Genomic DNA, 25,942 nt, shown 5'->3' on the forward strand with positions numbered 1-25,942 from the left:
AATGCCGGGCGACAACATCAAAATGGTTGTTACCCTGATCCACCCAATCGCAATGGACGACGGTCTGCGTTTCGCAATCCGTGAAGGCGGCCGTACTGTAGGCGCGGGTGTTGTTGCTAAAGTTATCGCTTAATAGCCGATACCTTTGTATGAAAAAAGAGCGCCTTGGCGCTCTTTTTTTTTACAATTTTTATCGCTTAGTACATAAACCAGACATGCGTGTGCTATTGTAATCATAACTATTCTCATTTACACTTTGTGCGTAATTTGAACGGGAGTGCTTATGTACGTTTGTCTTTGCAATGGTGTAAGTGATAAAAAAATTCGACAGGCAGTGCGCCAGTTTCATCCGCAATCTTTCCAGCAACTTCGCAAGTTTGTGCCAGTGGGCAACCAATGTGGCAAGTGCATACGCGCAGCACGAGAGATCATGCAAGAAGAGTTATTGCAGATCCCAGAATTTAAAGAGATTGCCTAAGACAGTCACTTTTTTTTGACTTACTCCGTGCTACATCTACGCTTCATGTAGTGGAAGCGGAGGGAGTAAAAAATGAAAGGTGATACTAAGATAATAAATTATCTCAATAAATTATTGGGAAACGAGCTTGTCGCGATCAATCAGTATTTTCTCCATGCGAGAATGTTCAAAAACTGGGGCTTAATGCGCCTTAACGAAGTTGAATACCACGAATCCATTGATGAAATGAAACATGCCGATAAGTACATCGAGCGTATTTTGTTCCTCGAAGGAATTCCTAACCTGCAAGACTTGGGTAAACTCCATATTGGGGAGGATGTCGAAGAAATGCTTCAGTCCGACCTCAAACTAGAGATGGATGGTGCCAAAGATTTACGTGATGCCATTGCTTACGCGGATACCATCCATGATTATGTTAGCCGCGATATGATGATCCAAATCCTTACGGAAGAAGAGCACCATATAGACTGGTTGGAAACTGAGTTGGATCTCATCTCTAAAATTGGTTTGCAGAATTATCTTCAGTCTCAAATCAAAGAAGGGAACTAAGATCCTTAAACTGTGGGAAGGAAGAATATATCCAACCTACAGAACCACCCGCTATTGCAAGGTTTGGCCCAAAAGGTAGCGGGGTGGTTGCCAATGAAAAACGTTTATTAAATAATGAATTTGCTATCAGTACTGATATCAGGCCACTTGATGCGGCTGCTAATGTAATCCATCCTAAACTCTGCCAGCCATGCCACGCACCTAATGCTGCTAAAAGCTTCATGTCGCCATGCCCGATGCCTTCGCGTTTACGCCAAAAATAGTAAATCCAATAAAGCGCCCATAAACTCAAATACCCAGCCACAGCCCCGAGTACTGACTCTTTTAAATGTTCAGGTTCAAGGCAGATTTGATACAACAGCCCGGACCAAATTAGTGGATAGGTCAGATTGTCCGGAAGCTGCATATGTCGGCAATCTATCCAGGCTAGCCGCAACAAAATCACAATGTATAAACCGATAAAGAATAAAGCGAATAGGAATGTAGACATAGCGGTAGGCAACTCCCAAATTAGATGTTGTTTAAACGCTAAGTGAATGACTTATTGAAAGCAAAATGGAGATTGCCAAGTTGCGAGTACTGTTCCGCAGCAAATCTCACAAGCAGGGCATTTTGCCGCACGATTGGATAACGAGTCGCATCCTTACTCAAAAAATTGTTTAATTCGTATCCATGACTTGCTTAAGGGGCAGATTTACGTATAATGCGCGGGCCTGTCTTAATCGATGGCTGGCTCGATATGAGCCTGACAGTGAAGTTACTGTCGACAATGTTCCCAATTGGGGAACTATGTATGAACGATTACACTCCCCCATCAATCGTAATGGGTGCGAGTAGTGATTTTTTTCGTCTATAAAATAATTGGAGCTATGGTCTCATGCAGAGCCAAAGAATCCGTATCCGCCTTAAAGCGTTTGATCATCGTCTGATCGATCAATCAACTGCGGAAATCGTCGAGACTGCTAAGCGCACTGGTGCGCAAGTACGTGGTCCGATCCCGCTGCCGACCCGCAAAGAGCGCTTTACCGTTCTGATCTCTCCGCACGTCAACAAAGACGCGCGTGATCAGTACGAAATTCGCACTCATAAGCGTCTGGTTGACATCGTTGAGCCAACTGAGAAAACCGTTGATGCTCTGATGCGTCTGGATCTGGCTGCTGGTGTTGACGTGCAGATCAGCCTGGGTTAATCAGGTCATTGACGATTGAGAGGTTGAAACAATGATTGGTTTAGTCGGTAAAAAAGTGGGTATGACCCGTATCTTCACAGAAGACGGCGTTTCTATCCCAGTAACCGTGATCGAAGTAGAAGCAAACCGTGTTACTCAGGTTAAAGACCTGGCTAACGATGGCTACCGTGCTGTTCAAGTTACCACTGGCGCTAAAAAAGCTAGCCGTGTAACTAAGCCGGAAGCTGGTCACTTCGCTAAAGCTGGCGTAGAAGCTGGCCGTGGCCTTTGGGAATTCCGTCTTGCAGAAGGCGAAGATTTCACTGTAGGTCAAGACATTAGCGTTGAGCTGTTTGCTGAAGTTAAAAAAGTAGACGTTACCGGTACTTCCAAGGGTAAAGGTTTTGCTGGCACTGTTAAGCGCTGGAACTTCCGTACTCAGGATGCTACCCACGGTAACTCCTTGTCTCACCGTGTTCCGGGTTCTATCGGTCAGAACCAGACTCCGGGCAAAGTGTTCAAAGGCAAGAAAATGGCAGGCCAACTGGGTAACGAACGTGTAACTGTTCAGAGCCTGGATGTAGTACGCGTTGACGCTGAGCGCAACCTGCTGCTGGTTAAGGGTGCAGTTCCGGGTGCAACCGGTAGCGACCTTATTGTTAAACCAGCTGTGAAGGCGTGAGGAGATAGCAATGGAATTAGTATTGAAAGACGCGCAAAGCGCGCTGACTGTTTCCGAAACTACCTTCGGTCGTGATTTTAACGAAGCGCTGGTACACCAAGTTGTAGTTGCTTATGCAGCTGGTGCTCGTCAAGGTACTCGTGCTCAGAAGACTCGTGCCGAAGTAACTGGTTCCGGTAAAAAGCCGTGGCGCCAGAAAGGTACCGGCCGTGCGCGTTCAGGTTCTATCAAGAGCCCGATCTGGCGTTCCGGTGGCGTAACCTTCGCTGCTCGCCCGCAGGACCACAGTCAAAAAGTTAACAAAAAGATGTACCGCGGAGCGCTGAAAAGCATTCTGTCTGAACTGGTACGTCAGGATCGTCTGATCGTTGTCGAACAGTTCTCTGTTGAAGCGCCTAAAACTAAGCTGCTTGCTCAGAAACTGAAAGACATGGCCCTGGAAGATGTGCTGATCGTAACTGGCGAACTGGATGAGAATCTGTTCCTGGCTGCGCGTAACCTGCATAAGGTTGACGTTCGCGATGCTGCAACAATCGATCCAGTTAGCCTGATCGCCTTCGACAAAGTCGTTATGACTGCTGATGCAGTTAAGCAAGTTGAGGAGATGCTGGCATGATCCGTGAAGAACGTCTGCTAAAAGTACTGCGCGCGCCGCACGTATCTGAAAAAGCATCTATGGCGATGGAAAAAACAAATACCATCGTTCTCAAAGTTGCAAAAGACGCGACCAAAGCAGAGATTGTTGCTGCTGTTGAGAAACTGTTCGAAGTTGAAGTTAAAGGCGTTAATACCTTGCTTGTTAAAGGTAAAACTAAGCGTCATGGACAGCGTATCGGTCGTCGTAGCGACTGGAAAAAAGCTTACGTCACCCTGAAGGAAGGCCAGAATCTGGACTTCGTCGGCGGCGCTGAGTAAGTCGGAGGAGAAAAACAATGGCAGTTGTTAAATGTAAACCGACATCTCCGGGTCGTCGCCACGTTGTTAAAGTGGTCAACCCTGAGCTGCATAAGGGCAAACCATTTGCTCCGCTGGTTGAAAAAAACAGCAAATCCGGTGGCCGTAACAACAATGGTCGTATCACTACTCGTCACATCGGTGGTGGTCACAAGCAGGCTTATCGTATTGTTGACTTTAAACGCAACAAAGATGGTATCCCGGCAGTTGTTGAACGTCTTGAGTACGATCCGAACCGTTCTGCGAATATCGCACTGGTTCTGTACAAAGATGGCGAACGCCGTTACATCCTGGCCCCTAAAGGCCTGAAAGCTGGCGACCAGATTCAATCTGGCGTTGATGCTGCAATCAAAGCTGGTAACACCCTTCCGATGCGCAACATCCCGGTTGGTTCTACTGTTCATAACGTAGAAATGAAACCAGGTAAAGGCGGTCAGTTGGCACGTTCCGCTGGTACCTATGTGCAGATCGTTGCACGTGATGGTGCCTACGTTACCCTGCGTCTGCGTTCTGGTGAAATGCGTAAAGTTGAAGCTGACTGCCGCGCGACACTGGGCGAAGTTGGCAATGCTGAGCATATGCTGCGCGTTCTGGGTAAAGCGGGTGCTGCTCGCTGGCGTGGTGTTCGTCCTACCGTTCGCGGTACTGCGATGAACCCAGTCGACCACCCACACGGTGGTGGTGAAGGTCGTAACTTTGGTAAGCACCCGGTATCTCCGTGGGGCGTACAGACCAAAGGTAAGAAGACCCGCAGCAACAAGCGTACTGATAAATTCATCGTACGTCGCCGTAGCAAATAATTTTAGAGGATAAGCCATGCCACGTTCTCTCAAGAAAGGTCCTTTTATTGACCTGCACTTGCTGAAGAAGGTAGAGAAAGCGGTGGAAAGCGGTGACAAGAAGCCCCTGCGCACTTGGTCCCGTCGTTCAACGATCTTTCCTAATATGATCGGTTTGACCATCGCTGTCCATAATGGTCGTCAGCATGTTCCGGTCTTTGTTTCCGACGAAATGGTCGGTCACAAACTGGGTGAATTTGCACCGACACGTACTTATCGCGGCCACGCTGCTGATAAAAAAGCCAAGAAGAAATAAGTAGGAGGAAGAGATGGAAACTTTAGCTCAACATCGCCACGCTCGTTCTTCTGCTCAAAAGGTTCGCCTTGTTGCTGACCTTATTCGCGGTAAGAAAGTGTCGCAGGCACTGGAAATTTTGACCTTCACCAACAAGAAAGCGGCTGTATTGGTCAAGAAAGTTCTGGAATCTGCCATTGCTAACGCTGAACACAACGATGGCGCTGACATTGACGATCTGAAAGTCGCGAAAATCTTCGTAGACGCAGGCCCAAGCATGAAGCGCATTATGCCACGTGCAAAAGGTCGTGCAGATCGCATCCTGAAGCGCACCAGCCACATTACTGTGGTTGTGTCCGATCGCTGAGACTCTGGAGACTAGCAATGGGTCAGAAAGTACATCCTAATGGTATTCGCCTGGGTATTGTAAAACCTTGGAACTCTACTTGGTTTGCGAACACCAAAGAATTCGCTGACAACCTGGACAGCGATTTTAAAGTTCGTCAGTACCTGACTAAGGAACTGGCGAAGGCGTCTGTATCTCGTATCGTTATCGAGCGTCCAGCTAAGAGCATCCGTGTGACTATTCACACTGCTCGTCCTGGCATCGTTATCGGTAAGAAAGGCGAAGACGTAGAAAAACTGCGCAAGGTCGTAGCGGATATCGCTGGCGTTCCTGCACAGATCAATATCGCCGAAGTTCGTAAGCCTGAACTGGACGCAAAATTGGTTGCTGACAGCATCACTTCTCAGCTGGAACGTCGCGTTATGTTCCGTCGTGCTATGAAGCGTGCTGTACAGAATGCCATGCGTCTGGGCGCTAAAGGTATCAAAGTTGAAGTTAGCGGCCGTCTGGGCGGCGCCGAGATCGCACGTACCGAATGGTATCGTGAAGGTCGCGTGCCGTTGCACACCCTGCGTGCTGACATTGACTACAACACCTCTGAAGCGCACACCACTTATGGTGTAATCGGCGTTAAAGTGTGGATCTTTAAAGGTGAGATCCTGGGTGGGATGGCTGCTGTTGAACAACCGGAAAAACCGGCTGCTCAACCTAAAAAGCAGCAGCGTAAAGGCCGTAAGTAAGGAGAGTCGCTGTGTTACAACCAAAGCGTACAAAATTCCGTAAAGTGCACAAAGGCCGCAACCGTGGTCTGGCTGCCGGTACGGATGTTAGCTTCGGCACTTTCGGTCTGAAAGCTGTTGGCCGTGGTCGTCTGACTGCACGTCAGATCGAAGCAGCACGTCGTGCAATGACCCGTGCAGTTAAGCGTCAGGGTAAGATCTGGATCCGTGTATTCCCGGACAAACCGATCACCGAAAAGCCGCTTGAAGTGCGTATGGGTAAAGGTAAAGGCAACGTAGAGTATTGGGTTGCCCTGATTCAGCCTGGCAAAGTCCTGTATGAAATGGACGGCGTACCAGAAGAGCTGGCCCGTGAAGCATTCAAGCTGGCAGCAGCGAAACTGCCGATTAAAACCACCTTTGTAACTAAGACGGTGATGTAATGAAAGCAAAAGAGCTGCGTGAAAAGAGTGTTGAAGAGCTGAACACCGAGCTGCTGAATCTGCTGCGTGAGCAGTTCAACCTGCGCATGCAAGCAGCAAGTGGCCAGCTGCAACAGACTCACCTGCTGAAGCAAGTGCGTCGTGATGTTGCTCGTGTTAAGACTTTATTGACTCAGAAGGCGGGTGCGTAATGACCGATAAAATCCGTACTCTGCAAGGTCGCGTAATTAGTAACAAAATGGAGAAATCCATCGTTGTTGCTATTGAACGTGTGGTGAAACACCCGATTTACGGTAAATTCATCAAGCGTACGACCAAACTGCACGTACATGACGAGAACAATGAATGTGGTATCGGTGACGTGGTTGAAATCCACGAATGCCGTCCACTGTCCAAGACTAAGTCCTGGACACTTGTTCGCGTTGTAGACAAAGCTGTTCTGTAATACAGTGAGCTTTGTCTAACGAATAAACGGCTCAGTAAATGAGCCGTTTATTTTTTCTACCCATATTCAGGAACCGGTGTTATAATGCCGCGCCCTCGTTTATGGGGCTTTTTAACGACCTAATTATGGGTCCCGAAGTAGTAGTTGACATTAGCGGAGCACTGAAATGATCCAAGAACAGACTATGCTGACCGTAGCCGACAACTCCGGCGCGCGTCGCGTAATGTGTATCAAGGTTCTGGGTGGCTCGCACCGTCGCTACGCAGGCGTCGGCGACATCATCAAAATTACCATCAAGGAAGCAATTCCTCGTGGTAAGGTGAAGAAAGGCGATGTCCTGAAAGCGGTAGTGGTGCGCACCAGGAAGGGTGTTCGTCGCCCGGACGGTTCTGTCATTCGCTTCGATGGTAATGCATGCGTTATTTTAAATAATAACAGCGAGCAACCAATCGGCACGCGTATTTTTGGGCCGGTAACTCGTGAACTGCGTAATGAGAAGTTCATGAAAATTATCTCTCTGGCACCAGAAGTACTCTAAGGAGCGAATCATGGCAGCTAAAATCCGTCGTGATGACGAAGTTATCGTGTTAACCGGTAAAGATAAAGGTAAGCGCGGTAAAGTTAAGAATGTCTTGTCTTCCGGCAAGCTCATTGTTGAAGGTATCAACCTGGTTAAGAAACATCAGAAGCCGGTTCCGGCCCTGAATCAACCAGGTGGCATCGTTGAAAAAGAAGCTGCTATTCAAGTTTCTAACGTTGCACTCTTCAATGCGGCAACCGGCAAGGCTGACCGTGTAGGCTTTAGATTTGAAGAGGGCAAAAAAGTCCGTTTCTTCAAGTCTAACAGCGAAACTATCAAGTAATTTGGAGTAGTACGATGGCGAAACTGCATGATTACTACAAAGACGAAGTAGTTACAAAACTCATGACTGAGTTTAACTACAATTCTGTCATGCAAGTCCCTCGGGTCGAGAAGATCACCCTGAACATGGGTGTGGGTGAAGCGATCGCTGACAAGAAACTGCTGGATAATGCAGCAGCTGACTTGACAGCAATCTCCGGTCAAAAGCCGTTGATCACCAAAGCACGCAAATCAGTTGCAGGCTTCAAAATCCGTCAGGGCTATCCGATCGGCTGTAAAGTAACTCTGCGTGGCGAACGCATGTGGGAGTTTCTTGAGCGCCTGATCACCATTGCTGTACCACGTATCCGTGACTTCCGTGGCTTGTCCGCTAAGTCATTTGATGGCCGTGGTAACTACAGCATGGGTGTCCGTGAGCAGATCATCTTCCCAGAAATCGACTATGACAAAGTCGATCGCGTTCGTGGTTTGGATATTACCATTACCACTACTGCGAAATCTGATGATGAAGGCCGTGCTCTGCTGGCAGCCTTTAACTTCCCATTCCGTAAGTAAGGTAGGGTTACTAATGGCTAAGCAATCGATGAAAGCACGCGAAGTCGTTCGCGTGAAACTGGCCGACAAATACCGCGCTAAACGCGAGGAATTGAAAGCTATCATCTCTGGTGTGAACTCATCCGACGAAGATCGTTGGGATGCTGTTCTTAAGCTGCAGTCTCTGCCGCGTGATTCCAGCCCGTCCCGTCAGCGTAACCGCTGCCGCCAAACTGGTCGTCCGCATGGTTATGTGGGCAAATTCGGGTTGAGCCGTATTAAGCTTCGTGAAGCCGCTATGCGCGGTGAAGTACCTGGCTTGAAGAAGGCTAGCTGGTAATATCCAATTGAATCACGGGAGTAAAGACAGATGAGCATGCAAGATCCGATCGCGGATATGCTGACCCGTATCCGTAACGGTCAAGCCGCGAATAAAGTTGCGGTCACCATGCCTTCCTCCAAGCTGAAATTGGCAATTGCCAACGTGCTGAAAGAAGAAGGCTATATTGAAGATTTTAAAATCGAAGGCGACATCAAGCCTGAACTGGAACTGACTCTTAAGTATTTCCAGGGCAAGGCTGTGGTAGAGAGCATTCAGCGAGTCAGCCGCCCAGGTCTGCGCATCTATAAGAAAAAAGATGAGCTGCCTAAAGTTATGGCCGGTATGGGTATTGCTGTCGTTTCTACCTCTAAAGGTGTTATGACTGATCGTGCAGCGCGCCAAGCTGGTCTTGGTGGCGAAATTATCTGCTACGTAGCCTAATTGGAGGAATAAAATGTCTCGTGTTGCTAAAGCACCGGTCGTTATTCCTGCTGGCGTAGAGGTAAAACTCAACGGTCAGGTTATTTCGATCAAAGGTAAGAACGGCGAGCTGACTCGTACAATCAACGATGCTGTTGAAGTTAAACACGCTGATAATGCACTGACTTTCGCTCCACGCGAAGGTTTTGCTAACGCGTGGGCCCAAGCGGGTACCACTCGTGCGCTGTTAAATGGAATGGTTATCGGTGTTACCGAAGGCTTCACTAAGAAGCTGCAGCTGGTTGGTGTAGGTTATCGTGCAGCAGTTAAAGGCAATGCGGTGAGTTTGGCCCTGGGCTTCTCTCATCCTGTTGAACATGCTCTGCCAGCGGGAATCACTGCTGAATGTCCAACTCAAACTGAAATCGTGCTGAAAGGCGCCGATAAGCAGATGATTGGACAAGTGGCTGCTGATCTGCGCGCCTACCGTCGTCCTGAGCCTTATAAAGGCAAGGGTGTTCGTTACGCCGACGAAGTCGTGCGTACCAAAGAGGCTAAGAAGAAGTAAGGTAACACTATGGATAAGAAATCTGCTCGTATCCGTCGTGCGACCCGCGCACGTCACAAGCTCAAAGAACTGGGTGCGACTCGTCTGGTGATTCACCGCACGCCTCGTCATATTTATGCACAGGTTATCGCACCGAACGGTTCAGAAGTCCTGGTAGCTGCATCTACTGTAGAGAAAGCTATCGCTGAGCAACTGAAGTACACTGGAAACAAAGACGCCGCTACAGCTGTGGGTAAAGCTGTTGCAGAGCGCGCACTGGAAAAAGGTATTACGAAAGTATCCTTTGACCGTGCTGGTTTCCAATATCATGGTCGTGTCCAGGCACTGGCAGATGCTGCCCGTGATGCTGGCCTTCAGTTCTAAGGTAGAGGTGTAAGATGGCTCACATCGAAAAACAAGCTGGCGAACTGCAGGAAAAGCTGATCGCGGTAAATCGCGTATCTAAAACCGTTAAAGGTGGTCGTATTTTCTCCTTCACAGCTCTGACAGTGGTTGGCGATGGTAACGGTCGCATTGGTTTTGGTTACGGAAAAGCGCGTGAAGTTCCAGCAGCTATCCAGAAAGCGATGGAAAAAGCCCGTCGCAACATGATTAACGTCGCGCTGAACCACGGCACCCTGCAGCACCCTGTTAAAGGTGTGCACACAGGATCTCGTGTGTTCATGCAGCCGGCTTCTCAGGGTACCGGTATTATTGCCGGTGGTGCAATGCGCGCCGTTCTGGAAGTCGCTGGAGTTCATAACGTTTTGGCTAAAGCATATGGTTCTACAAACCCGATTAACGTGGTTCGTGCAACTATTGATGGCCTGGCAAATATGAAGTCTCCGGAAATGGTCGCTGCCAAGCGTGGTAAATCCGTTGAAGAAATTCTGGGGTAATTGACCATGGCAAAGACTATTAAAATTACACAAACCCGCAGTGCAATCGGTCGTCTGCCGAAACATAAGGCAACGCTGCTTGGCCTGGGTCTGCGTCGTATTGGCCACACCGTAGAGCGCGAGGATACTCCTGCTGTACGTGGTATGGTCAACGCGGTTTCCTACATGGTTAAAGTTGAGGAGTAAGAGATGCGTTTAAATACTCTGTCTCCAGCCGAAGGGTCTAAGCACGCTTCCAAGCGTCTGGGTCGTGGTATCGGTTCTGGCCTCGGTAAAACCGGTGGTCGTGGTCACAAAGGTCAGAACTCTCGTTCTGGCGGTGGCGTACGTCGCGGTTTTGAAGGTGGTCAGATGCCGTTGTACCGTCGTCTGCCGAAATTCGGTTTCACCTCTCGCAAAGCAATGATCACTGGGGAGATTCGTCTCTCTGATCTGGCGAAAGTTGAAGGCGACGTAGTTGACCTGAACACGTTGAAAGCAGCAAACATTATCGGTATCCAGATTGAGTTCGCGAAAGTGATCCTGTCTGGCGAGGTTTCTCGTCCGGTAACTGTTCGCGGCTTGCGTGTAACTAAAGGCGCTCGTGCTGCTATCGAAGCTGCTGGCGGTAAAATCGAGGAATAAGTAGCAGATGGCAAAGCAACCGGGATTAGATTTTCAAAGTGCTAAAGGCGGGTTTGGCGAGCTGAAACGCAGACTATTGTTTGTTATCGGTGCGCTGATTGTGTTCCGTATTGGTTCTTTTATTCCGATCCCTGGTATTGATGCCGCTGTACTTGCCAAACTGCTTGAGCAACAGCGAGGCACTATCATTGAAATGTTTAACATGTTCTCTGGTGGTGCTCTTAGCCGTGCTTCTATCTTTGCTCTGGGTATCATGCCGTATATTTCGGCATCGATTATTATTCAGCTGCTAACGGTGGTTCATCCAGCGTTAGCAGAGTTGAAGAAAGAAGGGGAGTCTGGCCGTCGTAAGATCAGCCAGTACACCCGCTACGGTACTCTGGTGCTGGCAATATTCCAGTCAATCGGTATTGCTACCGGTTTGCCGAATATGCCTGGTATGCAAGGTCTGGTACTAAATCCAGGCTTTGCATTCTATTTCACCGCTGTTGTGAGTCTTGTCACCGGGACAATGTTCCTAATGTGGCTGGGCGAACAGATTACTGAACGCGGTATCGGTAACGGTATCTCAATCATAATCTTCGCTGGTATTGTTGCGGGTTTGCCGCCGGCCGTTGGCCATACTATCGAACAAGCAAGGCAAGGCGACCTGCACTTCCTCCTGTTGCTGTTGGTTGCAGTACTAGTATTCGCAGTGACCTTCTTCGTTGTTTTTGTTGAGCGTGGCCAACGCCGCATTGTGGTAAACTACGCGAAACGTCAACAAGGTCGTCGTGTCTATGCTGCGCAGAGCACGCATTTACCGCTGAAAGTGAATATGGCTGGTGTTATTCCAGCAATTTTTGCTTCCAGTATTATTCTGTTCCCAGCAACGATTGCATCGTGGTTTGGGGGTGGAACCGGTTGGAACTGGCTGACTACAATTTCGCTGTATTTGCAGCCTGGGCAACCGCTTTATGTGTTACTCTATGCGTCTGCAATCATCTTCTTCTGTTTCTTCTACACGGCGTTGGTTTTCAACCCACGCGAAACAGCAGATAACCTGAAGAAGTCCGGTGCATTTGTACCAGGAATTCGTCCGGGAGAACAAACGGCGAAGTATATTGATAAAGTGATGACCCGCCTGACCTTGGTTGGTGCGTTGTACATTACCTTTATCTGCCTAATCCCGGAGTTCATGCGTGATGCAATGAAAGTGCCTTTCTACTTCGGTGGAACCTCACTACTCATCGTTGTCGTGGTTATCATGGACTTTATGGCTCAAGTGCAAACTCTGATGATGTCAAGTCAGTACGAGTCTGCATTGAAGAAAGCGAATCTGAAAGGCTACGGCCGTTAATAGTCGCTTGAGAAGTTACGGAGAGTAAAAATGAAAGTTCGTGCTTCCGTCAAGAAATTATGTCGTAACTGCAAAATTGTTAAGCGTGACGGTGTTATTCGCGTGATTTGCAGTGCCGAACCGAAGCATAAACAGCGTCAAGGCTGATTATCTCGAATATTTTTCTTGCAAAGTTGGGTTGAGCTGGCTAGATTAGCCAGCCAATCTTTTGTATGTCTATGCGTTTCCATTTGAGTATCCTGAAAACGGGCTTTTCGGTATGGGACGCATAATCTAAATAGTAGGAGTGCATAGTGGCCCGTATAGCAGGCATTAACATTCCTGATCAAAAACATACCGTGATCGCTTTAACTTCGATCTACGGTGTTGGCAAGACTCGCTCAAAGGCTATTTGTGCCGCGGCGGGTATCGCTGAAGATGTTAAGATCAGAGAGCTGTCTGAAGAACAAATCGACACGCTGCGTGACGAAGTTGCCAAATTTGTCGTTGAAGGTGATCTGCGCCGTGAAGTGAGTATGAGCATCAAGCGTCTGATGGACCTTGGTTGCTATCGCGGTTTGCGTCATCGTCGTGGTCTGCCAGTGCGCGGTCAGCGTACGAAGACCAACGCACGTACCCGTAAGGGTCCGCGCAAACCGATCAAGAAATAATCGGGGTGATTGAATAATGGCAAAGGCACCAATTCGTGCACGTAAACGTGTCAGAAAACAAGTCTCTGACGGCGTGGCTCATGTCCATGCTTCTTTCAACAACACAATCGTTACTATTACTGATCGTCAGGGTAACGCGTTGGGTTGGGCAACTGCCGGTGGTTCCGGTTTCCGTGGTTCTCGCAAATCTACTCCGTTCGCAGCTCAGGTTGCAGCAGAGCGTTGCGCAGAAGCCGTGAAAGAATACGGTATCAAGAACCTGGAAGTTATGGTTAAGGGACCGGGTCCAGGTCGCGAATCTACCATTCGTGCTCTGAACGCCGCTGGTTTCCGCATCACTAATATTACTGATGTGACTCCGATCCCTCACAACGGTTGTCGTCCGCCGAAAAAACGTCGCGTATAACGCTCGTTTTTTTAGGAATGTTGGAGAAAGAAAATGGCAAGATATTTGGGTCCTAAGCTCAAGCTGAGCCGTCGTGAGGGCACAGACCTGTTCCTTAAGTCTGGTGTTCGCGCGATCGATACCAAGTGTAAAATTGAACAAGCTCCTGGCCAGCACGGTGCGCGTAAACCGCGTCTGTCTGACTATGGTGTGCAGTTGCGTGAAAAGCAAAAAGTTCGCCGTATGTTCGGTGTTCTGGAGCGTCAGTTCCGTAACTACTATAAAGAAGCAGCTCGTCTGAAAGGCAACACCGGTGAAAACCTGTTGGCTCTGCTGGAAGGTCGTCTTGACAACGTTGTTTACCGTATGGGCTTCGGCGCTACACGTGCAGAATCACGTCAGCTCGTTAGCCATAAAGCAGTTATGGTAAATGGTCGCGTTGTTAACATCGCTTCTTATCAGGTAACTCCGAATGACGTAGTCAGCATCCGTGAGAAAGCCAAAAAGCAATCTCGCGTGAAGGCCGCTCTGGAGCTGGCTGAACAGCGTGAAAAGCCAACCTGGCTGGAAGTTGATGCTGCTAAGATGGAAGGTGTGTTCAAGCGTAAGCCTGAGCGTACTGATCTGTCTGCGGACATTAACGAACACCTGATCGTCGAGCTTTACTCCAAGTAAAGCTTAGTACCAAAGAGAGGACACAATGCAGGGTTCTGTGACAGAGTTTCTAAAACCGCGCCTGGTAGATATCGAGCAAGTGAGTTCGACGCACGCCAAGGTGACCCTTGAGCCTTTAGAGCGTGGCTTTGGCCATACTCTTGGTAATGCACTGCGCCGTATTCTGCTCTCATCGATGCCGGGTTGCGCGGTGACAGAGGTTGAGATTGATGGTGTACTACATGAGTACAGCACCAAAGAAGGCATTCAGGAAGATATCCTGGAAATCCTGCTCAACCTGAAAGGGCTGGCGGTAAGAGTTCAAGGTAAAGATGATGTTATTCTTACTCTGAATAAGTCTGGCATTGGCCCTGTGACTGCAGCCGACATCACCCATGATGGTGATGTCGAAATCGTCAAGCCGCAGCATGTGATCTGCCACCTGACCGATGAGAATGCATCTATTAGTATGCGTATCAAAGTTCAGCGCGGTCGCGGTTATGTGCCGGCCTCTGCCCGAATTCATTCGGAAGAAGATGAGCGCCCAATCGGTCGTTTGCTGGTCGACGCCTGCTACAGCCCTGTAGAGCGAATTGCCTACAATGTTGAAGCTGCGCGTGTAGAACAGCGTACCGACCTGGATAAGCTGGTCATCGAAATGGAAACCAACGGTACAATCGATCCTGAAGAGGCGATTCGTCGTGCGGCAACCATTCTGGCTGAACAACTTGAAGCTTTCGTTGATTTACGTGATGTACGTCAACCAGAAGTTAAAGAAGAGAAACCAGAGTTCGATCCGATCCTGCTGCGCCCTGTTGACGATCTGGAATTGACTGTCCGCTCTGCTAACTGCCTTAAGGCAGAAGCTATCCACTATATCGGTGATCTGGTACAGCGTACCGAAGTTGAGCTGCTCAAAACGCCTAACTTGGGTAAAAAATCTCTTACTGAGATTAAAGACGTGCTGGCTTCCCGTGGTTTGTCTCTGGGCATGCGCCTGGAAAACTGGCCACCGGCAAGCATCGCTGACGAGTAACCGGATCACAGGTTAAGGTTTTACTGAGAAGGATAAGGTCATGCGCCATCGTAAGAGTGGTCGTCAACTGAACCGCAACAGCAGCCATCGCCAGGCTATGTTCCGCAATATGGCAGGTTCACTGGTTCGTCATGAGATCATCAAGACGACTCTGCCTAAAGCGAAAGAGCTGCGTCGCGTAGTTGAGCCGCTGATTACTCTTGCCAAGACTGATAGCGTTGCTAATCGTCGTCTGGCATTCGCCCGCACTCGTGATAACGAGATCGTGGCAAAACTGTTTAATGAACTGGGTCCGCGTTTTGCAGCCCGTACTGGTGGTTACACTCGTATTCTTAAGTGTGGCTTCCGTGCTGGTGACAATGCTCCGATGGCTTACATCGAGCTGGTTGATCGCGCCGAGTCTCAAACAGAAGCTGCTGCAGAGTAATCTGTAGTAACATGGAAAAACCGGGCTTGCCCGGTTTTTTTATATCTGTAATTTCCCTTCCTGCATAAATTCATCGTATCTTTGTTTTATCCCAGCTAGCACAACGTTGCTTCACAAACTTGATGAGGAATTATCATGCTTCGTATTGGAGAGTTAGCCAAACTGGCAGATGTAACCCCTGATACCATTCGTTATTATGAAAAGCAGCAAATGATGGATCATGAAATCAGAACAGAAGGTGGTTTTAGACTGTATAGCGAAAGTGATTTACAACGTCTGAAATTTATACGCTATGCAAAACAGTTAGGCTTCACCCTGGAAACTATCCGTGAGCTTCTATCGATTCGAATCGATCCGGAACAACATACCTGTCAGGAATCAAAGGGCATCGTGCAGTCGAGACTTGCAGAAGTAGAGTCCAAAATTAAAGAATTACAGCATATGCGACGATCATTACAGAGACTAAATGATGCATGTTGTGGAAGTGCCCACAGTAGTGCGTACTGTTCAATCCTTGAAGCGCTCGAGCAGGGCGCTAGTCTGCGGAAATAATAAATTGCTGCCAGGCGGATACAGGCATAGAATTGCGTCGTTAATTTAATCGATTAGGAGAGAGTATGAGCAAATATCAGCATAAGAAAGGGGTCATTAAAGATAACGCGATTGAGGCTTTGCTGCATGACCCACTGTTTCGTCAAAGGGTTGAGCAAAATAAGAAAGGGAAAGGTAGTTATCAACGCAGTGCAAAACATGGTAAAGGAAGTAACTGGGAGGCCAGTGGCAAACAAGCAAATCGCTTTTTTACCACTGACCTTCCGCTTTTAACTAGCGCAATTAAATTCGCTCGTTCTGCTGTTTCAGTAAGTCACGGATTTCGCTAAGTAATATTTCTTCTTTAGTTGGAGCCGCTGGTGCTGCAGGTTCTTCTATTTTCTTACGGTTCAGTTTATTAACAACTTTTATTGCCATGAAGATTGCGAAGGCAACAATCACGAAATCAAAGATATTCTGAATAAATACACCGTAATGCATAACTACTGCTGGAATATCGCCTGCTGCAGGCCTCAAGATTAAAGCGAACTGCTTGAAATCCACCCCTCCAATCAGCAGCCCAAGAGGCGGCATAATAATATCCGCAACCAGAGAAGAAACAATTTTCCCGAATGCTGCACCAATAATTACACCCACTGCTAAATCTACAACGTTTCCGCGCATAGCAAATTCGCGGAATTCTTTTAACATGCTCATTTTTCTCTCCTTGTATCGGCCGACGTTAATAAGTCTAACAAATGATGACTCGATTGCCATTACATGAGGAAATAAGAATTTATCGCTAATTCCTTAATTTTAAGGTGGTTTATCTGGTGAGAAAAATAATCAGGCGGCACGAATTTTCCGCCCAGAGGAAATTACAGGAAGAATGGACTTGGCTGGAATAGGCGTTCTACATCACTAACAAATTTCTTATCTGTCAGAAACATAATTACGTGGTCACCTTGTTCTATACGTAAATTGTCATTGGCAATCATGACATCGTTACCTCGAACCACGGCACCGATAATTGTTCCTGGTGGAAGTTTTATCTCATCAATCGAACGACCGACAACACGTGAAGTACTTTCATCACCGTGAGCAACTGCTTCAATGGCTTCGGCCACACCCCGACGTAAAGATGAAACTCCAACAATATCGGCTTTACGCACGTGGCCAAGTAATGCAGAAATAGTGGCTTGCTGCGGTGAAATGGCAATATCAATCACGCTGCCTTGTACCAGATCAACGTAGGCTTTGCGCTGGATAAGAACCATGACTTTTTTGGCTCCCATGCGTTTAGCCAGCATGGCGGACATAATATTTGCTTCGTCGTCGTTGGTGACGGCAATAAACAAGTCTACCTGCTCAATATGCTCTTCTGCCAAAAGCTCCTGATCAGAGGCGTCCCCATAGAAGACTATGGTGTTTTGCAGCATTTCAGCAAGCTCAGCTGCGCGTTGTGGGTCACGTTCGATGAGTTTGACGCTGTAATCTTTTTCAAGACGCTGTGCCAGACCCGCCCCAATATTGCCACCACCCACGAGCATGATGCGTTTATAAGGTTTTTCAAGACGTTGAAGCTCGCTCATAACTGCACGAATATGTTGAGAGGCGGCAATGAAGAAGACTTCGTCCCCAGCTTCGACAATGGTTGAACCCTGCGGGCGAATAGGACGATCGTGGCGGAAAATAGCTGCGACGCGAGTTTCGATATGCGGCATATGTTCACGCATAGTCGAAAGTGCATTTCCGACGAGCGGGCCACCATAATAGGCTTTCACAACGGCAAGACTGACTTTACCTTCGGCAAAGTTCACAACCTGAAGTGCACCTGGATACTCAATCAGACGATAAATATTGTCGATAACTAACTGTTCTGGCGCAATAAGGTGATCGATTGGTACAGCTTCAGCATTAAATAAACGCTCGGCATCGCGTACGTAGTCTGGCGCACGAATACGCGCAATTCGATTTGGTGTATTAAAAAGCGAATACGCCACCTGGCAGGCAATCATATTCGTTTCATCCGAACTGGTTACAGCGACCAGCATATCCGCATCATCTGCGCCCGCTTCACGCAGCACACGAGGATGCGAGCCATGGCCCTGCACGACACGTAAATCGAACTTATCTTGCAAACTGCGTAGGCGATCCTGGTTAGTATCAACAACCGTAATATCGTTGTTCTCGCCCACCAGGTTTTCTGCCAGAGTGCCGCCAACTTGGCCCGCACCCAGAATTATTATTTTCATTGTTTATAGCTTCATTGGTGATGAAACCTAAGACTCAGCAAATCTGAATCAGCTTTTAATTAGCTTAGCGTAAAAGAAGCCGTCACCATCTTCTTGAGAAGGAAGATTCTGGATCCCTGGTTTTTCCGCCGAGCCAGTTTCAACCAACTTTGCCTCTGGATGCTGCGCCAGGAATACAGCGATTTGTTGGTTGTTTTCTTCCGGGAGGATGGAGCAAGTGGCATAAACCAATGTGCCACCTGATTTCAGTCTCGGCCAAATAGCTTCCAGAATTTCTTTTTGCAGCGAGGCTAATTCAGCAATGTCTCTGTCACGGCGTAGCCATTTGATATCTGGATGGCGACGGATTACACCAGTGGCCGAACATGGGGCATCAAGAAGGATACGATCAAATTGTTGATTGCCACACCATTGTTCCGGGAAGCGCCCATCACCTGATTTGACTTCTGCCATCATACCCAAGCGTTGCAAGTTTTCATGCACACGTTTCAGGCGTTGTTCGTCAATATCTACAGCCATAACGCGGGCTTTGGGTGCGGCTTCAAGGATATGAGTTGTTTTACCGCCTGGTGCAGCACACAAATCGAGGATCGTTTCGCCATCTTGTGGATCAAGCAGATCCACACAACCTTGTGCAGAAGCGTCCTGAACAGTAACCCATCCTTGTTCAAATCCTGGCAATGCGTGCACAGGTGCTGGTGTTTCCAGACGCACTGCATCACGATATTGTGGGTGAATATTACCTTCCAACCCACTTTCAGCCAGTAATGCCAGCCACTCTTCGCGAGTATGGTGCTGGCGATTGACGCGTAGCCACATTGGTGGGCGCTGATTATTGGCATCAACAATGGATTGCCATTGATTTGGGTAGGCTTTTTTCAAACGTTGGAGTAGCCAGGCCGGATGTAAGAAACGGCTTTCATGTTTGGCAGCTTCTGCCATTAATTCTTCTTGTTGGCGCTGGAACTGGCGCAGTACGCCGTTTATTAAACCTTTCAGTGACTGGCGCTTAATAGCAACAGCACCTTCAACCGTTTCAGCCAGAGCTGCATGAGCTGGAATACGGGTATAAAGTAGCTGATAAAACCCCACCATTATCAAATAGTGGATGGTACGTTGCTTGCCAGTCATTGGGCGCGACATCAACTTGCCAATCAACCATTCGAGTTGTGGTAACGTGCGTAACACGCCAAAGCAAAGCTCCTGAAGTAATGCCCTGTCTTTATCAGAGACTTTTTGTTGCATTGCTGGCAGTACATTACTGAGTGATTGACCCTGTTCTACAACTTGTTCAATCGTTTGAGCGGCCATACTGCGAAGATTTAGTGTTTTTTTCATAACCACGCTCTGGTTTCCGGCGCTTAAAAACAAAAATGCCCAGGTGTTATGCCTGGGCGCAAAGAATTTCTTTTATCAGGCGAGGAGTGCACCTGGCTTAAACCATTCGCTACGAGAGTTCAGGAGATCTTGAGCTGTCATCGCTTTCTTTCCTGCTGGTTGAAGTGATTCCAGATTTAAAATCCCTTCGCCAGTCGCCACCTGTATACCTTGTTTGTTGGTTTCGATAATGGTGCCGGGTGCCGCTTTAGCTGGCTGATTAATGACCGAGGCCTGCCAGACTTTAAGAGGTTGCCCATCGATTTCCAACCAGCTCATTGGCCAAGGGTTAAATGCACGTATGCAGCGCTCGAGCTGTGTCGCAGAAAGTGACCAGTCAATGCGTGCTTCTTCCTTGCTAAGCTTTTCGGCGTACGTCACTAACTCTTCGTTCTGAACTTCAGGTTTTGCACTGCCTGCCGCGAGTTGATCTAACGTTTCCAGTAATCCCTGTGGCCCAAGATTTGCCAGCTTGTCATACAACGTTGCGCTGGTATCTGTAGCTTCAATTGGGCATGCGAGTTTAAGCAGCATATCACCAGTATCAAGGCCTACATCCATTTGCATAATGGTTATGCCTGTTTCGGCGTCACCTGCCCATAATGAGCGTTGGATAGGTGCCGCGCCACGCCAACGTGGCAGCAGCGAACCATGAACGTTAATGCAGCCCATACGGGGCATATCAATTACTGCTTTGGGAAGAATTAAGCCATAAGCAACCACCACCATAACGTCTGCATTCAGGCTGGAAACCAATTCCTGGTTTTCCGCAGGACGCAAAGAGGCAGGTTGAAATACAGGGATATTCTTTTCAGCCGCCAGCACTTTGACTGGACTTGGCATCAGTTTCTTACCACGCCCAGCGGGGCGATCAGGTTGTGTAAATACGCCAACAACCTGGTGCTGAGAAGACAACAGCGCGTCAAGATGACGCGCTGCAAAGTCAGGAGTGCCGGCGAAAATAATACGCAATGAATCAGACACATTATTCCCTTTTGTGATGGATTAGGCGCTCTTATTCAGACGAGCCATTTTTTCCAATTTCTGACGAATACGCTGGCGTTTCAACGGCGAAAGGTAATCGACGAACAGTTTGCCAACAAGGTGATCCATCTCGTGCTGAATGCAGATGGCAAGCAGACCGTCGGCTTCTAGTTCATACGGTTGGCCTTCACGATCCAGCGCGCGGATTTTGACTCTTTCTGCACGGGGCACCAGAGCACGTTGTTCTGGAATAGAAAGGCAACCTTCTTCGATACCCGTTTCTCCGCTTTTTTCTAGCAGCTCGGGGTTGATTAAAACCAGGCGCTCATCGCGGTTTTCAGAAACATCAATCACAATAATACGTTGATGGATATCCACCTGTGTTGCTGCAAGGCCAATACCTTCCTCTGCGTACATTGTCTCGAACATGTCATCGACAATCCGCTGAATCTCCGCATTCACCTCTTTGACCGGCGTCGCTACAGTGCGAAGGCGCTCGTCCGGAAAATGTAATACCTGCAAAACTGACATAAATATCCAGAGCTGTGTTCAATTGATAGAAAGATTATTATCTCTATTCTAGACATTTCCCGGCCTGATTGACAGCATCAGTGACCAATCGCAAGGATTGCTTTTATAGCTTATGGCAGGAGGGAGATATGTCACCAAAGGAGATCTGGTTACGCCTGATGGCGGTTCAAACCCTGAGTGGCGATAAGCTATTAAAAATTGCCCATATCTTATTAGATGAGCCTGAACGTGCGACAGCCTCTCTTACTAAAGCTGGTTTATCTATCCACCAGATATCTCACTTTCTGGAGTTTAGTGAGAAAGAACTGGAAGCATCACTGTGTTGGCTTGAGCAGCCACATCACCATCTTCTCACCGCAGACAGTGCTGGCTATCCAGATCAACTGCGGGCAATAGATTGCTATCCTGCGGTGTTATTTGTCGCGGGAGATATAGAGCTTCTTTCCAGTAACCAGCTAGCTGTGGTGGGTAACCGTAATCTTTCTCTTTATGGTGAACGTTGGTGTCGGATGTTTTGCGAACCGCTAGCTACGGCTGGATTGACAATAACCAGCGGTTTGGCTTTGGGTATTGATGCGGTGGCACATCGCGCTGCGCTAAACGTGCATGGGAAGACAGTCGCGGTATTGGGTAATGGGTTGGCTGGCATTTACCCTAAACGCCATAAACAACTGGCCGAGCAGATTATTGCGGAAGGTGGCGCTGTTATCTCTGAATTTCCACTTACGACCACGCCGTGGCCTGGCAATTTCCCTCGCAGGAATCGCATTATCAGCGGGTTGAGCCGGGGCGTGTTTGTAGTCGAGGCTAGCGAGCGAAGCGGATCACTGGTCACTGCGCGTTATGCACTTGAGCAAGGCCGAGAGTTATTTGCCTTACCGGGTGCATTGGGAAGCCCGGGAAGTGAAGGGCCACACTGGTTAATTAAGCAAGGTGCTAACCTTGTCAGCCATCCTTCAGACATCCTCGAGTATCTGGAAAACGAGCTGCAATGGCTTCCGTCATCTCACAAAGCCTTAATATATTCACACAATGAAGGGGATCGTACATTGCCATTTCCTGAGCTGTTGGCTAACGTAGGAGATGAGGTTACACCTGTTGACGTCGTCGCTGAACGTGCCGGCCAACCTGTGCCAGTTACGGTAGCCCAGCTACTCGAACTGGAGTTAGCAGGATGGATCGCAGCTGTACCCGGCGGCTATGTCCGATTAAGGAGGGCATGCCATGTTCGACGTACTAATGTACTTATTTGAAACCTACATCCACAACGAAGTGGAAATGCGAGTTGATCAAGATAAATTGACACGTGATCTCGCCGATGCTGGTTTTGATCACGAAGACATTTATAACGCGCTTGTATGGCTTGAAAAACTAGCGGACTACCAGGATGGTCTGACTGAACCCATGCAACTGGCTGCTGATCCACTTTCTATGCGTATGTACACGGCAGAAGAATGCCAGCGGCTTGATGCAACTTGTCGGGGTTTTTTACTGTTCCTGGAACAGATTCAGGTGCTGAACCTCGAAACCCGTGAAATGGTCATTGAACGAGTATTAGCGTTAGACACCGCTGAGTTCGAACTGGAAGACTTAAAGTGGGTGGTGCTGATGGTGCTATTCAATATTCCGGGTTGCGAAAACGCGTATCAACAAATGGAAGAATTACTCTTCGAAGTAAATGAAGGTATGCTGCACTAAATTAAAGCCGCGGCATGAGATGTTATGACCAAATCAGCACTGTTCACTGTGCCTAAAAATGAACCCTGCCCAAAATGTGGGGCAGGGTTAGTCATTCGTTCTGGTAAACACGGCCCTTTTCTTGGCTGCTCCCATTACCCGGAATGTGATTATGTGCGTCCACTAAAAAGCCAGACTGATGGTCATGTTGTCAAAGTGCTTGAAGGCCAGTTCTGTCCGACATGCCAGGCAAACCTCGTGTTACGGCAAGGGCGTTTTGGGATGTTCATCGCTTGCAGTAACTATCCAGTTTGTGATCACACTGAAGTTATCGACAAACCCGACGAAACCGCAATCAGTTGTCCGCAATGCCAGAAAGGGCAATTAGTCCAGCGGCGTTCGCGATTTGGTAAAAACTTTTGGTCATGCGATAGCTATCCGGCATGCCAATTTGTTATTAATAGCAAACCGGTGGCAGGCGAATGTCCTGCTTGCCACTATCCTTTACTCATCGAAAAGAAAACTGCGCAGGGTTTAAAACAATTCTGTGCCAGCAAACAATGTGGAAAGCCTATAACGGCGGAATAAAAGCTTGTGAAGACAAACCTGCAACAAGAGCAACTCGTAGAGATCGTTGCCGCCCTTAAACAACAACAAGTCATCGCTTATCCAACCGAAGCTGTATTTGGTGTCGGTTGTGATCCTGACAGTGAACTGGCCGTTACGCGTTTGCTTGAGCTAAAACATCGCCCCGTCGACAAAGGTCTGATTTTGATCGCTGCGAATTTCGATCAACTTCTTCCTTATATAGATAGCTCTACCCTAACTGAAATACAGCGAGATGCCGTATTTTCTTGCTGGCCAGGCCCCGTGACTTTTGTCTTCCCTGCTCTACAAACAACACCGCGTTGGCTTACTGGCCGATTCGATTCCTTAGCGGTAAGAGTCACCGACCATCCGTTGGTGAGCAAATTGTGCCAGGCATATGGCAAACCTTTGGTTTCCACGAGTGCCAATTTATCGGGTTTACCGCCTTGCCGTACTGCCGATGAAGTTTTGCAGCAATTTGGTGATGACTTCCCAGTGTTGCGTGGTGATACCGGCGGCAGGCAGAATCCTTCCGAAATTCGTGATGCTTTGACCGGCGAGCTTTTCCGCCTGGGGTAAATAATGGAAACTTTTGCCGTTTTTGGTAACCCAATTCAACACAGCAAATCACCACAGATTCATAAGATGTTTGCTGAGCAATTAAAAATAGAACATCCATATGGTCGTGTTCTAGCACCTGTTGATGCTTTTATTGAAACACTTGAACAGTTTTTCCAGGCCGGTGGTAAGGGGGCCAATATTACAGTCCCCTTTAAAGAGCTGGCATTTTCTCGTACAGATGAATTGACTGAACGCGCCGCATTAGCCGGTGCGGTGAACACCTTAATGCGTCTGGAAGATGGCCGCCTGTTGGGGGATAACACCGATGGGATTGGTCTGTTAACTGATCTGGAACGTTTATCGTTGATCAAACCGGGTCGACGCATTTTATTGCTGGGTGCTGGTGGCGCTGCGAGGGGCGTTTTACTTCCACTGCTTTCACTTGATTGCGCAGTGACGATTACAAACCGAACTTTCTCACGGGCACAAGAACTCGCGCAGCTATTTCGTCATACGGGGAGCGTTCAGTCATTAGAACAGTCTGAACTTGATGGTCACGAGTTTGATCTCATTATTAATGCGACTTCTAGCGGGATTGCCGGCGATATTCCTGTGATTCCTGCATCGTTGCTCTCGCACAATGTCTATTGCTACGACATGTTCTATCAAAAGGGCGCAACACCTTTCTTGAACTGGTGCAAACAGCAGGGCGTTCAACATTATGCCGATGGTTTAGGAATGCTGGTGGGTCAGGCAGCACATGCATTTTTCTTGTGGCACGGAGTGTTACCCGAAATCACGCCAGTGATAGAGAAGCTAAAGCAGGAAATGTTGCAGTGAATCAGGCGATCCAATTTCCCGATCGTGAACAATGGGACGATCAGTGTCAGGCCATTTGCTTTCCAGCATTAGTAAATGGTTTTCAGGTTATGTGTGGTATTTCCGGGGAAATTATCGCCAGCCGTTTTGGTGGCGATAATAAAGAATCATGGCTCGAGCACTTTCGTCTGAATCGCTGGGATCTTGAAGAAGAGGCTGAGGTGCTGATTGCTGTTGGTGAAGATGACGATCAAGGCTGGTTTTGGCTTTCCTGAGTGAGATACTCATCTTTCCAGCGGACGTAGTTATTGGCAGAGTATTTTAAGCCTTCAAGTTCCGTAGCCGTAAGAGGGCGGATCTTCTTCACTGGGCTGCCCAGATAAAGGTAGCCGCTTTCAAGACGCTTGTTCTGTGGCACCAAACTTCCTGCACCGATCATTACATCATCTTCTATTACTACCCCATCCAGCAAAATCGATCCCATACCCACAAGCACGCGATTGCCGATAGTGCAGCCGTGAAGCATGGCCTTATGCCCAACAGTCACATCTTCACCGACGATAAGTGGATTACCCTCTGGGTTATAGGAAGACTTATGTGTGACATGTAGTACGCTGCCATCCTGAATATTGCTGCGTGCTCCAATAGCTACATGGTTTACATCACCCCGGATGGCGACTAACGGCCAAATGCTCACATCATCGGCAAGACGTACGTCACCGATCACCACACTTGAACGATCAAGCATCACTCGTTGGCCAACTTCAGGATAAGTTTTTTGGAAAGGCCGTAATACTGCGAACATAAACACCTCTGAAAGTTCTCTTCGTAGATAGACTGTGGCTGCTTAATTAAGCGATGGCAAGGATGTAAAACACCAAAAACAGGGCATATAGAACACGAACGCAGCGAAAAGGGTGAAAACTAAACAGTCAGTGGAAAAGATCGAAAAAAGGCTTGTGCAATAAAAAGAGATCCCTATAATGCGCCTCCATCGACACGGAACATGTGAACAACTTCACAGAGTAACGCGGCGATGAGAGTCAAATATCCTGAAATTAA

The 25,942-nt window shown here is 48.1% G+C and carries 45 protein-coding genes and 1 pseudogene; 39 read left to right on the top strand and 7 right to left on the bottom strand.

The annotated features are described in order from the left end of the window. From tuf to bfr, 3 genes and pseudogenes are all read left to right on the top strand, one after another. Window positions 1–133, top strand: a pseudogene (gene tuf, locus FH968_RS21830) (elongation factor Tu); the annotation flags it as partial. Window positions 134–283: 150 nt separating this feature from the next. Further along, the gene (gene bfd, locus FH968_RS21835) at window positions 284–478 is read left to right on the top strand and encodes a bacterioferritin-associated ferredoxin (protein WP_034461786.1); all 195 of its coding nucleotides are present in this window, start codon (window positions 284–286) and stop codon (window positions 476–478) included. Window positions 479–550: 72 nt separating this feature from the next. Then, a complete protein-coding gene (gene bfr, locus FH968_RS21840; protein WP_139883321.1) occupies window positions 551–1,027 on the top strand; it encodes a bacterioferritin in 477 nt (158 codons plus the stop codon). On the opposite strand, the gene FH968_RS21845 is transcribed toward bfr, so the two are convergent. Further along, entirely contained in the window at window positions 1,011–1,517 is a 507-nt protein-coding gene (locus tag FH968_RS21845; RefSeq protein ID WP_139883324.1) for an A24 family peptidase, read from the bottom strand. The two genes, bfr and FH968_RS21845, sit on opposite strands and share 17 nt — an antisense overlap. Window positions 1,518–1,904: 387 nt before the next feature. Between FH968_RS21845 and rpsJ the strand changes: the two genes are divergently transcribed. From rpsJ to FH968_RS21995, 30 genes are all read left to right on the top strand, one after another. Next, window positions 1,905–2,216, top strand: coding sequence for a 30S ribosomal protein S10 (rpsJ, locus tag FH968_RS21850; RefSeq protein ID WP_034461784.1), 312 nt, complete (start codon window positions 1,905–1,907; stop codon window positions 2,214–2,216). A 31-nt stretch (window positions 2,217–2,247) separates the two neighbouring features. Continuing rightward, entirely contained in the window at window positions 2,248–2,877 is a 630-nt protein-coding gene (rplC, locus tag FH968_RS21855; RefSeq protein ID WP_139883326.1) for a 50S ribosomal protein L3, read from the top strand. A 10-nt stretch (window positions 2,878–2,887) separates the two neighbouring features. Further along, the gene (gene rplD, locus FH968_RS21860) at window positions 2,888–3,493 is read left to right on the top strand and encodes a 50S ribosomal protein L4 (RefSeq protein WP_034461782.1); all 606 of its coding nucleotides are present in this window, start codon (window positions 2,888–2,890) and stop codon (window positions 3,491–3,493) included. Continuing rightward, window positions 3,490–3,792 (top strand): 50S ribosomal protein L23, encoded by a 303-nt coding sequence (gene rplW / locus FH968_RS21865; protein WP_034461781.1) that lies wholly within the window; start codon window positions 3,490–3,492, stop codon window positions 3,790–3,792. The genes rplD and rplW overlap by 4 nt, the downstream gene beginning before the upstream one ends. Window positions 3,793–3,809: 17 nt before the next feature. Beyond that, the gene (gene rplB, locus FH968_RS21870) at window positions 3,810–4,631 is read left to right on the top strand and encodes a 50S ribosomal protein L2 (RefSeq protein WP_049033778.1); all 822 of its coding nucleotides are present in this window, start codon (window positions 3,810–3,812) and stop codon (window positions 4,629–4,631) included. Window positions 4,632–4,647: 16 nt separating this feature from the next. Further along, on the top strand, window positions 4,648–4,926 hold the full coding sequence (rpsS, locus tag FH968_RS21875) for a 30S ribosomal protein S19 (RefSeq protein WP_001138115.1): 279 nt from the start codon (window positions 4,648–4,650) through the stop codon (window positions 4,924–4,926). 13 nt (window positions 4,927–4,939) lie between these two features. Beyond that, complete coding sequence (gene rplV / locus FH968_RS21880) at window positions 4,940–5,272, top strand: 50S ribosomal protein L22 (protein ID WP_034461779.1); 333 nt, start codon at window positions 4,940–4,942, stop codon at window positions 5,270–5,272. A 17-nt stretch (window positions 5,273–5,289) separates the two neighbouring features. Beyond that, on the top strand, window positions 5,290–5,991 hold the full coding sequence (gene rpsC, locus FH968_RS21885) for a 30S ribosomal protein S3 (protein WP_000529945.1): 702 nt from the start codon (window positions 5,290–5,292) through the stop codon (window positions 5,989–5,991). Window positions 5,992–6,002: 11 nt separating this feature from the next. Next, the gene (gene rplP, locus FH968_RS21890; protein ID WP_008927134.1) at window positions 6,003–6,413 is read left to right on the top strand and encodes a 50S ribosomal protein L16; all 411 of its coding nucleotides are present in this window, start codon (window positions 6,003–6,005) and stop codon (window positions 6,411–6,413) included. Continuing rightward, entirely contained in the window at window positions 6,413–6,604 is a 192-nt protein-coding gene (gene rpmC / locus FH968_RS21895) for a 50S ribosomal protein L29 (RefSeq protein ID WP_008457158.1), read from the top strand. Before rplP ends, rpmC begins: the two co-directional genes overlap by 1 nt. Continuing rightward, on the top strand, window positions 6,604–6,858 hold the full coding sequence (gene rpsQ, locus FH968_RS21900) for a 30S ribosomal protein S17 (RefSeq protein WP_139883328.1): 255 nt from the start codon (window positions 6,604–6,606) through the stop codon (window positions 6,856–6,858). The genes rpmC and rpsQ overlap by 1 nt, the downstream gene beginning before the upstream one ends. Before the next feature lie 166 nt (window positions 6,859–7,024). After that, the gene (gene rplN / locus FH968_RS21905) at window positions 7,025–7,396 is read left to right on the top strand and encodes a 50S ribosomal protein L14 (protein WP_002438705.1); all 372 of its coding nucleotides are present in this window, start codon (window positions 7,025–7,027) and stop codon (window positions 7,394–7,396) included. 10 nt (window positions 7,397–7,406) lie between these two features. Then, the gene (rplX, locus tag FH968_RS21910; RefSeq protein ID WP_034461774.1) at window positions 7,407–7,721 is read left to right on the top strand and encodes a 50S ribosomal protein L24; all 315 of its coding nucleotides are present in this window, start codon (window positions 7,407–7,409) and stop codon (window positions 7,719–7,721) included. 14 nt (window positions 7,722–7,735) lie between these two features. After that, on the top strand, window positions 7,736–8,275 hold the full coding sequence (gene rplE, locus FH968_RS21915; protein WP_034461772.1) for a 50S ribosomal protein L5: 540 nt from the start codon (window positions 7,736–7,738) through the stop codon (window positions 8,273–8,275). Between the two features lie 13 nt (window positions 8,276–8,288). Further along, window positions 8,289–8,594, top strand: coding sequence for a 30S ribosomal protein S14 (rpsN, locus tag FH968_RS21920; protein ID WP_034499021.1), 306 nt, complete (start codon window positions 8,289–8,291; stop codon window positions 8,592–8,594). 30 nt (window positions 8,595–8,624) lie between these two features. Next, entirely contained in the window at window positions 8,625–9,017 is a 393-nt protein-coding gene (gene rpsH / locus FH968_RS21925) for a 30S ribosomal protein S8 (protein WP_034461770.1), read from the top strand. A gap of 13 nt (window positions 9,018–9,030) precedes the next feature. Further along, complete coding sequence (gene rplF / locus FH968_RS21930) at window positions 9,031–9,564, top strand: 50S ribosomal protein L6 (RefSeq protein WP_139883330.1); 534 nt, start codon at window positions 9,031–9,033, stop codon at window positions 9,562–9,564. 9 nt (window positions 9,565–9,573) lie between these two features. Continuing rightward, window positions 9,574–9,927 carry a 50S ribosomal protein L18 gene (gene rplR, locus FH968_RS21935; RefSeq protein ID WP_034461768.1) on the top strand — a complete coding sequence of 118 codons (354 nt, stop codon included), beginning with the start codon at window positions 9,574–9,576 and terminating at the stop codon, window positions 9,925–9,927. 14 nt (window positions 9,928–9,941) lie between these two features. Beyond that, complete coding sequence (rpsE, locus tag FH968_RS21940) at window positions 9,942–10,442, top strand: 30S ribosomal protein S5 (protein ID WP_034461766.1); 501 nt, start codon at window positions 9,942–9,944, stop codon at window positions 10,440–10,442. 6 nt (window positions 10,443–10,448) lie between these two features. Then, window positions 10,449–10,628: a 50S ribosomal protein L30 gene (gene rpmD, locus FH968_RS21945; protein WP_004846568.1), complete on the top strand. Its 180-nt coding sequence runs from the start codon at window positions 10,449–10,451 to the stop codon at window positions 10,626–10,628. Window positions 10,629–10,631: 3 nt separating this feature from the next. After that, window positions 10,632–11,066: a 50S ribosomal protein L15 gene (gene rplO / locus FH968_RS21950; protein ID WP_034461765.1), complete on the top strand. Its 435-nt coding sequence runs from the start codon at window positions 10,632–10,634 to the stop codon at window positions 11,064–11,066. A 7-nt stretch (window positions 11,067–11,073) separates the two neighbouring features. Then, window positions 11,074–12,405: a preprotein translocase subunit SecY gene (secY, locus tag FH968_RS21955; RefSeq protein ID WP_139883332.1), complete on the top strand. Its 1,332-nt coding sequence runs from the start codon at window positions 11,074–11,076 to the stop codon at window positions 12,403–12,405. A 30-nt stretch (window positions 12,406–12,435) separates the two neighbouring features. Next, the gene (gene rpmJ, locus FH968_RS21960; RefSeq protein ID WP_000868187.1) at window positions 12,436–12,552 is read left to right on the top strand and encodes a 50S ribosomal protein L36; all 117 of its coding nucleotides are present in this window, start codon (window positions 12,436–12,438) and stop codon (window positions 12,550–12,552) included. 146 nt (window positions 12,553–12,698) lie between these two features. After that, entirely contained in the window at window positions 12,699–13,055 is a 357-nt protein-coding gene (rpsM, locus tag FH968_RS21965; protein ID WP_034461763.1) for a 30S ribosomal protein S13, read from the top strand. Between the two features lie 16 nt (window positions 13,056–13,071). Continuing rightward, window positions 13,072–13,461, top strand: a complete 390-nt coding sequence (gene rpsK, locus FH968_RS21970) for a 30S ribosomal protein S11 (RefSeq protein ID WP_002438687.1) — start codon at window positions 13,072–13,074, stop codon at window positions 13,459–13,461. A 33-nt stretch (window positions 13,462–13,494) separates the two neighbouring features. Beyond that, window positions 13,495–14,115, top strand: a complete 621-nt coding sequence (rpsD, locus tag FH968_RS21975; RefSeq protein ID WP_034461762.1) for a 30S ribosomal protein S4 — start codon at window positions 13,495–13,497, stop codon at window positions 14,113–14,115. A 25-nt stretch (window positions 14,116–14,140) separates the two neighbouring features. Next, on the top strand, window positions 14,141–15,130 hold the full coding sequence (gene rpoA / locus FH968_RS21980) for a DNA-directed RNA polymerase subunit alpha (protein WP_139883334.1): 990 nt from the start codon (window positions 14,141–14,143) through the stop codon (window positions 15,128–15,130). A gap of 40 nt (window positions 15,131–15,170) precedes the next feature. Next, window positions 15,171–15,557, top strand: a complete 387-nt coding sequence (gene rplQ / locus FH968_RS21985) for a 50S ribosomal protein L17 (RefSeq protein WP_034461760.1) — start codon at window positions 15,171–15,173, stop codon at window positions 15,555–15,557. A gap of 135 nt (window positions 15,558–15,692) precedes the next feature. Then, a complete protein-coding gene (zntR, locus tag FH968_RS21990) occupies window positions 15,693–16,109 on the top strand; it encodes a Zn(2+)-responsive transcriptional regulator (protein WP_139883336.1) in 417 nt (138 codons plus the stop codon). 65 nt (window positions 16,110–16,174) lie between these two features. Continuing rightward, complete coding sequence (locus tag FH968_RS21995; RefSeq protein ID WP_139883338.1) at window positions 16,175–16,438, top strand: alternative ribosome-rescue factor A; 264 nt, start codon at window positions 16,175–16,177, stop codon at window positions 16,436–16,438. Here FH968_RS21995 and mscL read toward each other — a convergent pair. The 5 genes from mscL to def all read right to left on the bottom strand — a co-directional run bounded on the left by mscL (window position 16,392) and on the right by def (window position 21,235). Next, entirely contained in the window at window positions 16,392–16,805 is a 414-nt protein-coding gene (mscL, locus tag FH968_RS22000) for a large-conductance mechanosensitive channel protein MscL (RefSeq protein WP_139883340.1), read from the bottom strand. The two genes, FH968_RS21995 and mscL, sit on opposite strands and share 47 nt — an antisense overlap. A 161-nt stretch (window positions 16,806–16,966) precedes the next feature. Continuing rightward, window positions 16,967–18,343 (bottom strand): Trk system potassium transporter TrkA, encoded by a 1,377-nt coding sequence (trkA, locus tag FH968_RS22005; protein ID WP_034461757.1) that lies wholly within the window; start codon window positions 18,341–18,343, stop codon window positions 16,967–16,969. 48 nt (window positions 18,344–18,391) lie between these two features. Then, window positions 18,392–19,681, bottom strand: coding sequence for a 16S rRNA (cytosine(967)-C(5))-methyltransferase RsmB (rsmB, locus tag FH968_RS22010; protein ID WP_139883343.1), 1,290 nt, complete (start codon window positions 19,679–19,681; stop codon window positions 18,392–18,394). Window positions 19,682–19,756: 75 nt separating this feature from the next. Continuing rightward, window positions 19,757–20,704 carry a methionyl-tRNA formyltransferase gene (gene fmt, locus FH968_RS22015; protein WP_139883345.1) on the bottom strand — a complete coding sequence of 316 codons (948 nt, stop codon included), beginning with the start codon at window positions 20,702–20,704 and terminating at the stop codon, window positions 19,757–19,759. Window positions 20,705–20,725: 21 nt separating this feature from the next. Further along, window positions 20,726–21,235, bottom strand: a complete 510-nt coding sequence (gene def, locus FH968_RS22020; protein ID WP_139883347.1) for a peptide deformylase — start codon at window positions 21,233–21,235, stop codon at window positions 20,726–20,728. Between the two features lie 128 nt (window positions 21,236–21,363). Between def and dprA the strand changes: the two genes are divergently transcribed. Genes dprA through FH968_RS22050 form a run of 6 tightly spaced genes read left to right on the top strand, consistent with a single transcriptional unit; the run spans window position 21,364 to window position 25,155 of the window. Continuing rightward, a complete protein-coding gene (dprA, locus tag FH968_RS22025; RefSeq protein ID WP_139883349.1) occupies window positions 21,364–22,488 on the top strand; it encodes a DNA-protecting protein DprA in 1,125 nt (374 codons plus the stop codon). Next, on the top strand, window positions 22,460–22,933 hold the full coding sequence (gene smg, locus FH968_RS22030) for a DUF494 family protein Smg (RefSeq protein WP_034461751.1): 474 nt from the start codon (window positions 22,460–22,462) through the stop codon (window positions 22,931–22,933). The genes dprA and smg overlap by 29 nt, the downstream gene beginning before the upstream one ends. 24 nt (window positions 22,934–22,957) lie before the next feature. Beyond that, the gene (locus FH968_RS22035; protein ID WP_139883351.1) at window positions 22,958–23,500 is read left to right on the top strand and encodes a type I DNA topoisomerase; all 543 of its coding nucleotides are present in this window, start codon (window positions 22,958–22,960) and stop codon (window positions 23,498–23,500) included. Between the two features lie 6 nt (window positions 23,501–23,506). Then, on the top strand, window positions 23,507–24,079 hold the full coding sequence (tsaC, locus tag FH968_RS22040; protein WP_139883353.1) for an L-threonylcarbamoyladenylate synthase type 1 TsaC: 573 nt from the start codon (window positions 23,507–23,509) through the stop codon (window positions 24,077–24,079). 3 nt (window positions 24,080–24,082) lie between these two features. Then, complete coding sequence (gene aroE / locus FH968_RS22045) at window positions 24,083–24,901, top strand: shikimate dehydrogenase (RefSeq protein WP_139883355.1); 819 nt, start codon at window positions 24,083–24,085, stop codon at window positions 24,899–24,901. Beyond that, complete coding sequence (locus tag FH968_RS22050; protein ID WP_139883357.1) at window positions 24,898–25,155, top strand: DUF1488 domain-containing protein; 258 nt, start codon at window positions 24,898–24,900, stop codon at window positions 25,153–25,155. The genes aroE and FH968_RS22050 overlap by 4 nt, the downstream gene beginning before the upstream one ends. Here FH968_RS22050 and FH968_RS22055 read toward each other — a convergent pair. Next, window positions 25,131–25,685 carry a gamma carbonic anhydrase family protein gene (locus tag FH968_RS22055; protein WP_139883359.1) on the bottom strand — a complete coding sequence of 185 codons (555 nt, stop codon included), beginning with the start codon at window positions 25,683–25,685 and terminating at the stop codon, window positions 25,131–25,133. The two genes, FH968_RS22050 and FH968_RS22055, sit on opposite strands and share 25 nt — an antisense overlap. Between the last annotated feature and the right edge of the window lie 257 nt (window positions 25,686–25,942).

Source organism: Buttiauxella sp. B2, from assembly GCF_006376615.1.
In the GTDB taxonomy this organism is placed as follows: Bacteria; Pseudomonadota; Gammaproteobacteria; order Enterobacterales; family Enterobacteriaceae; genus Buttiauxella.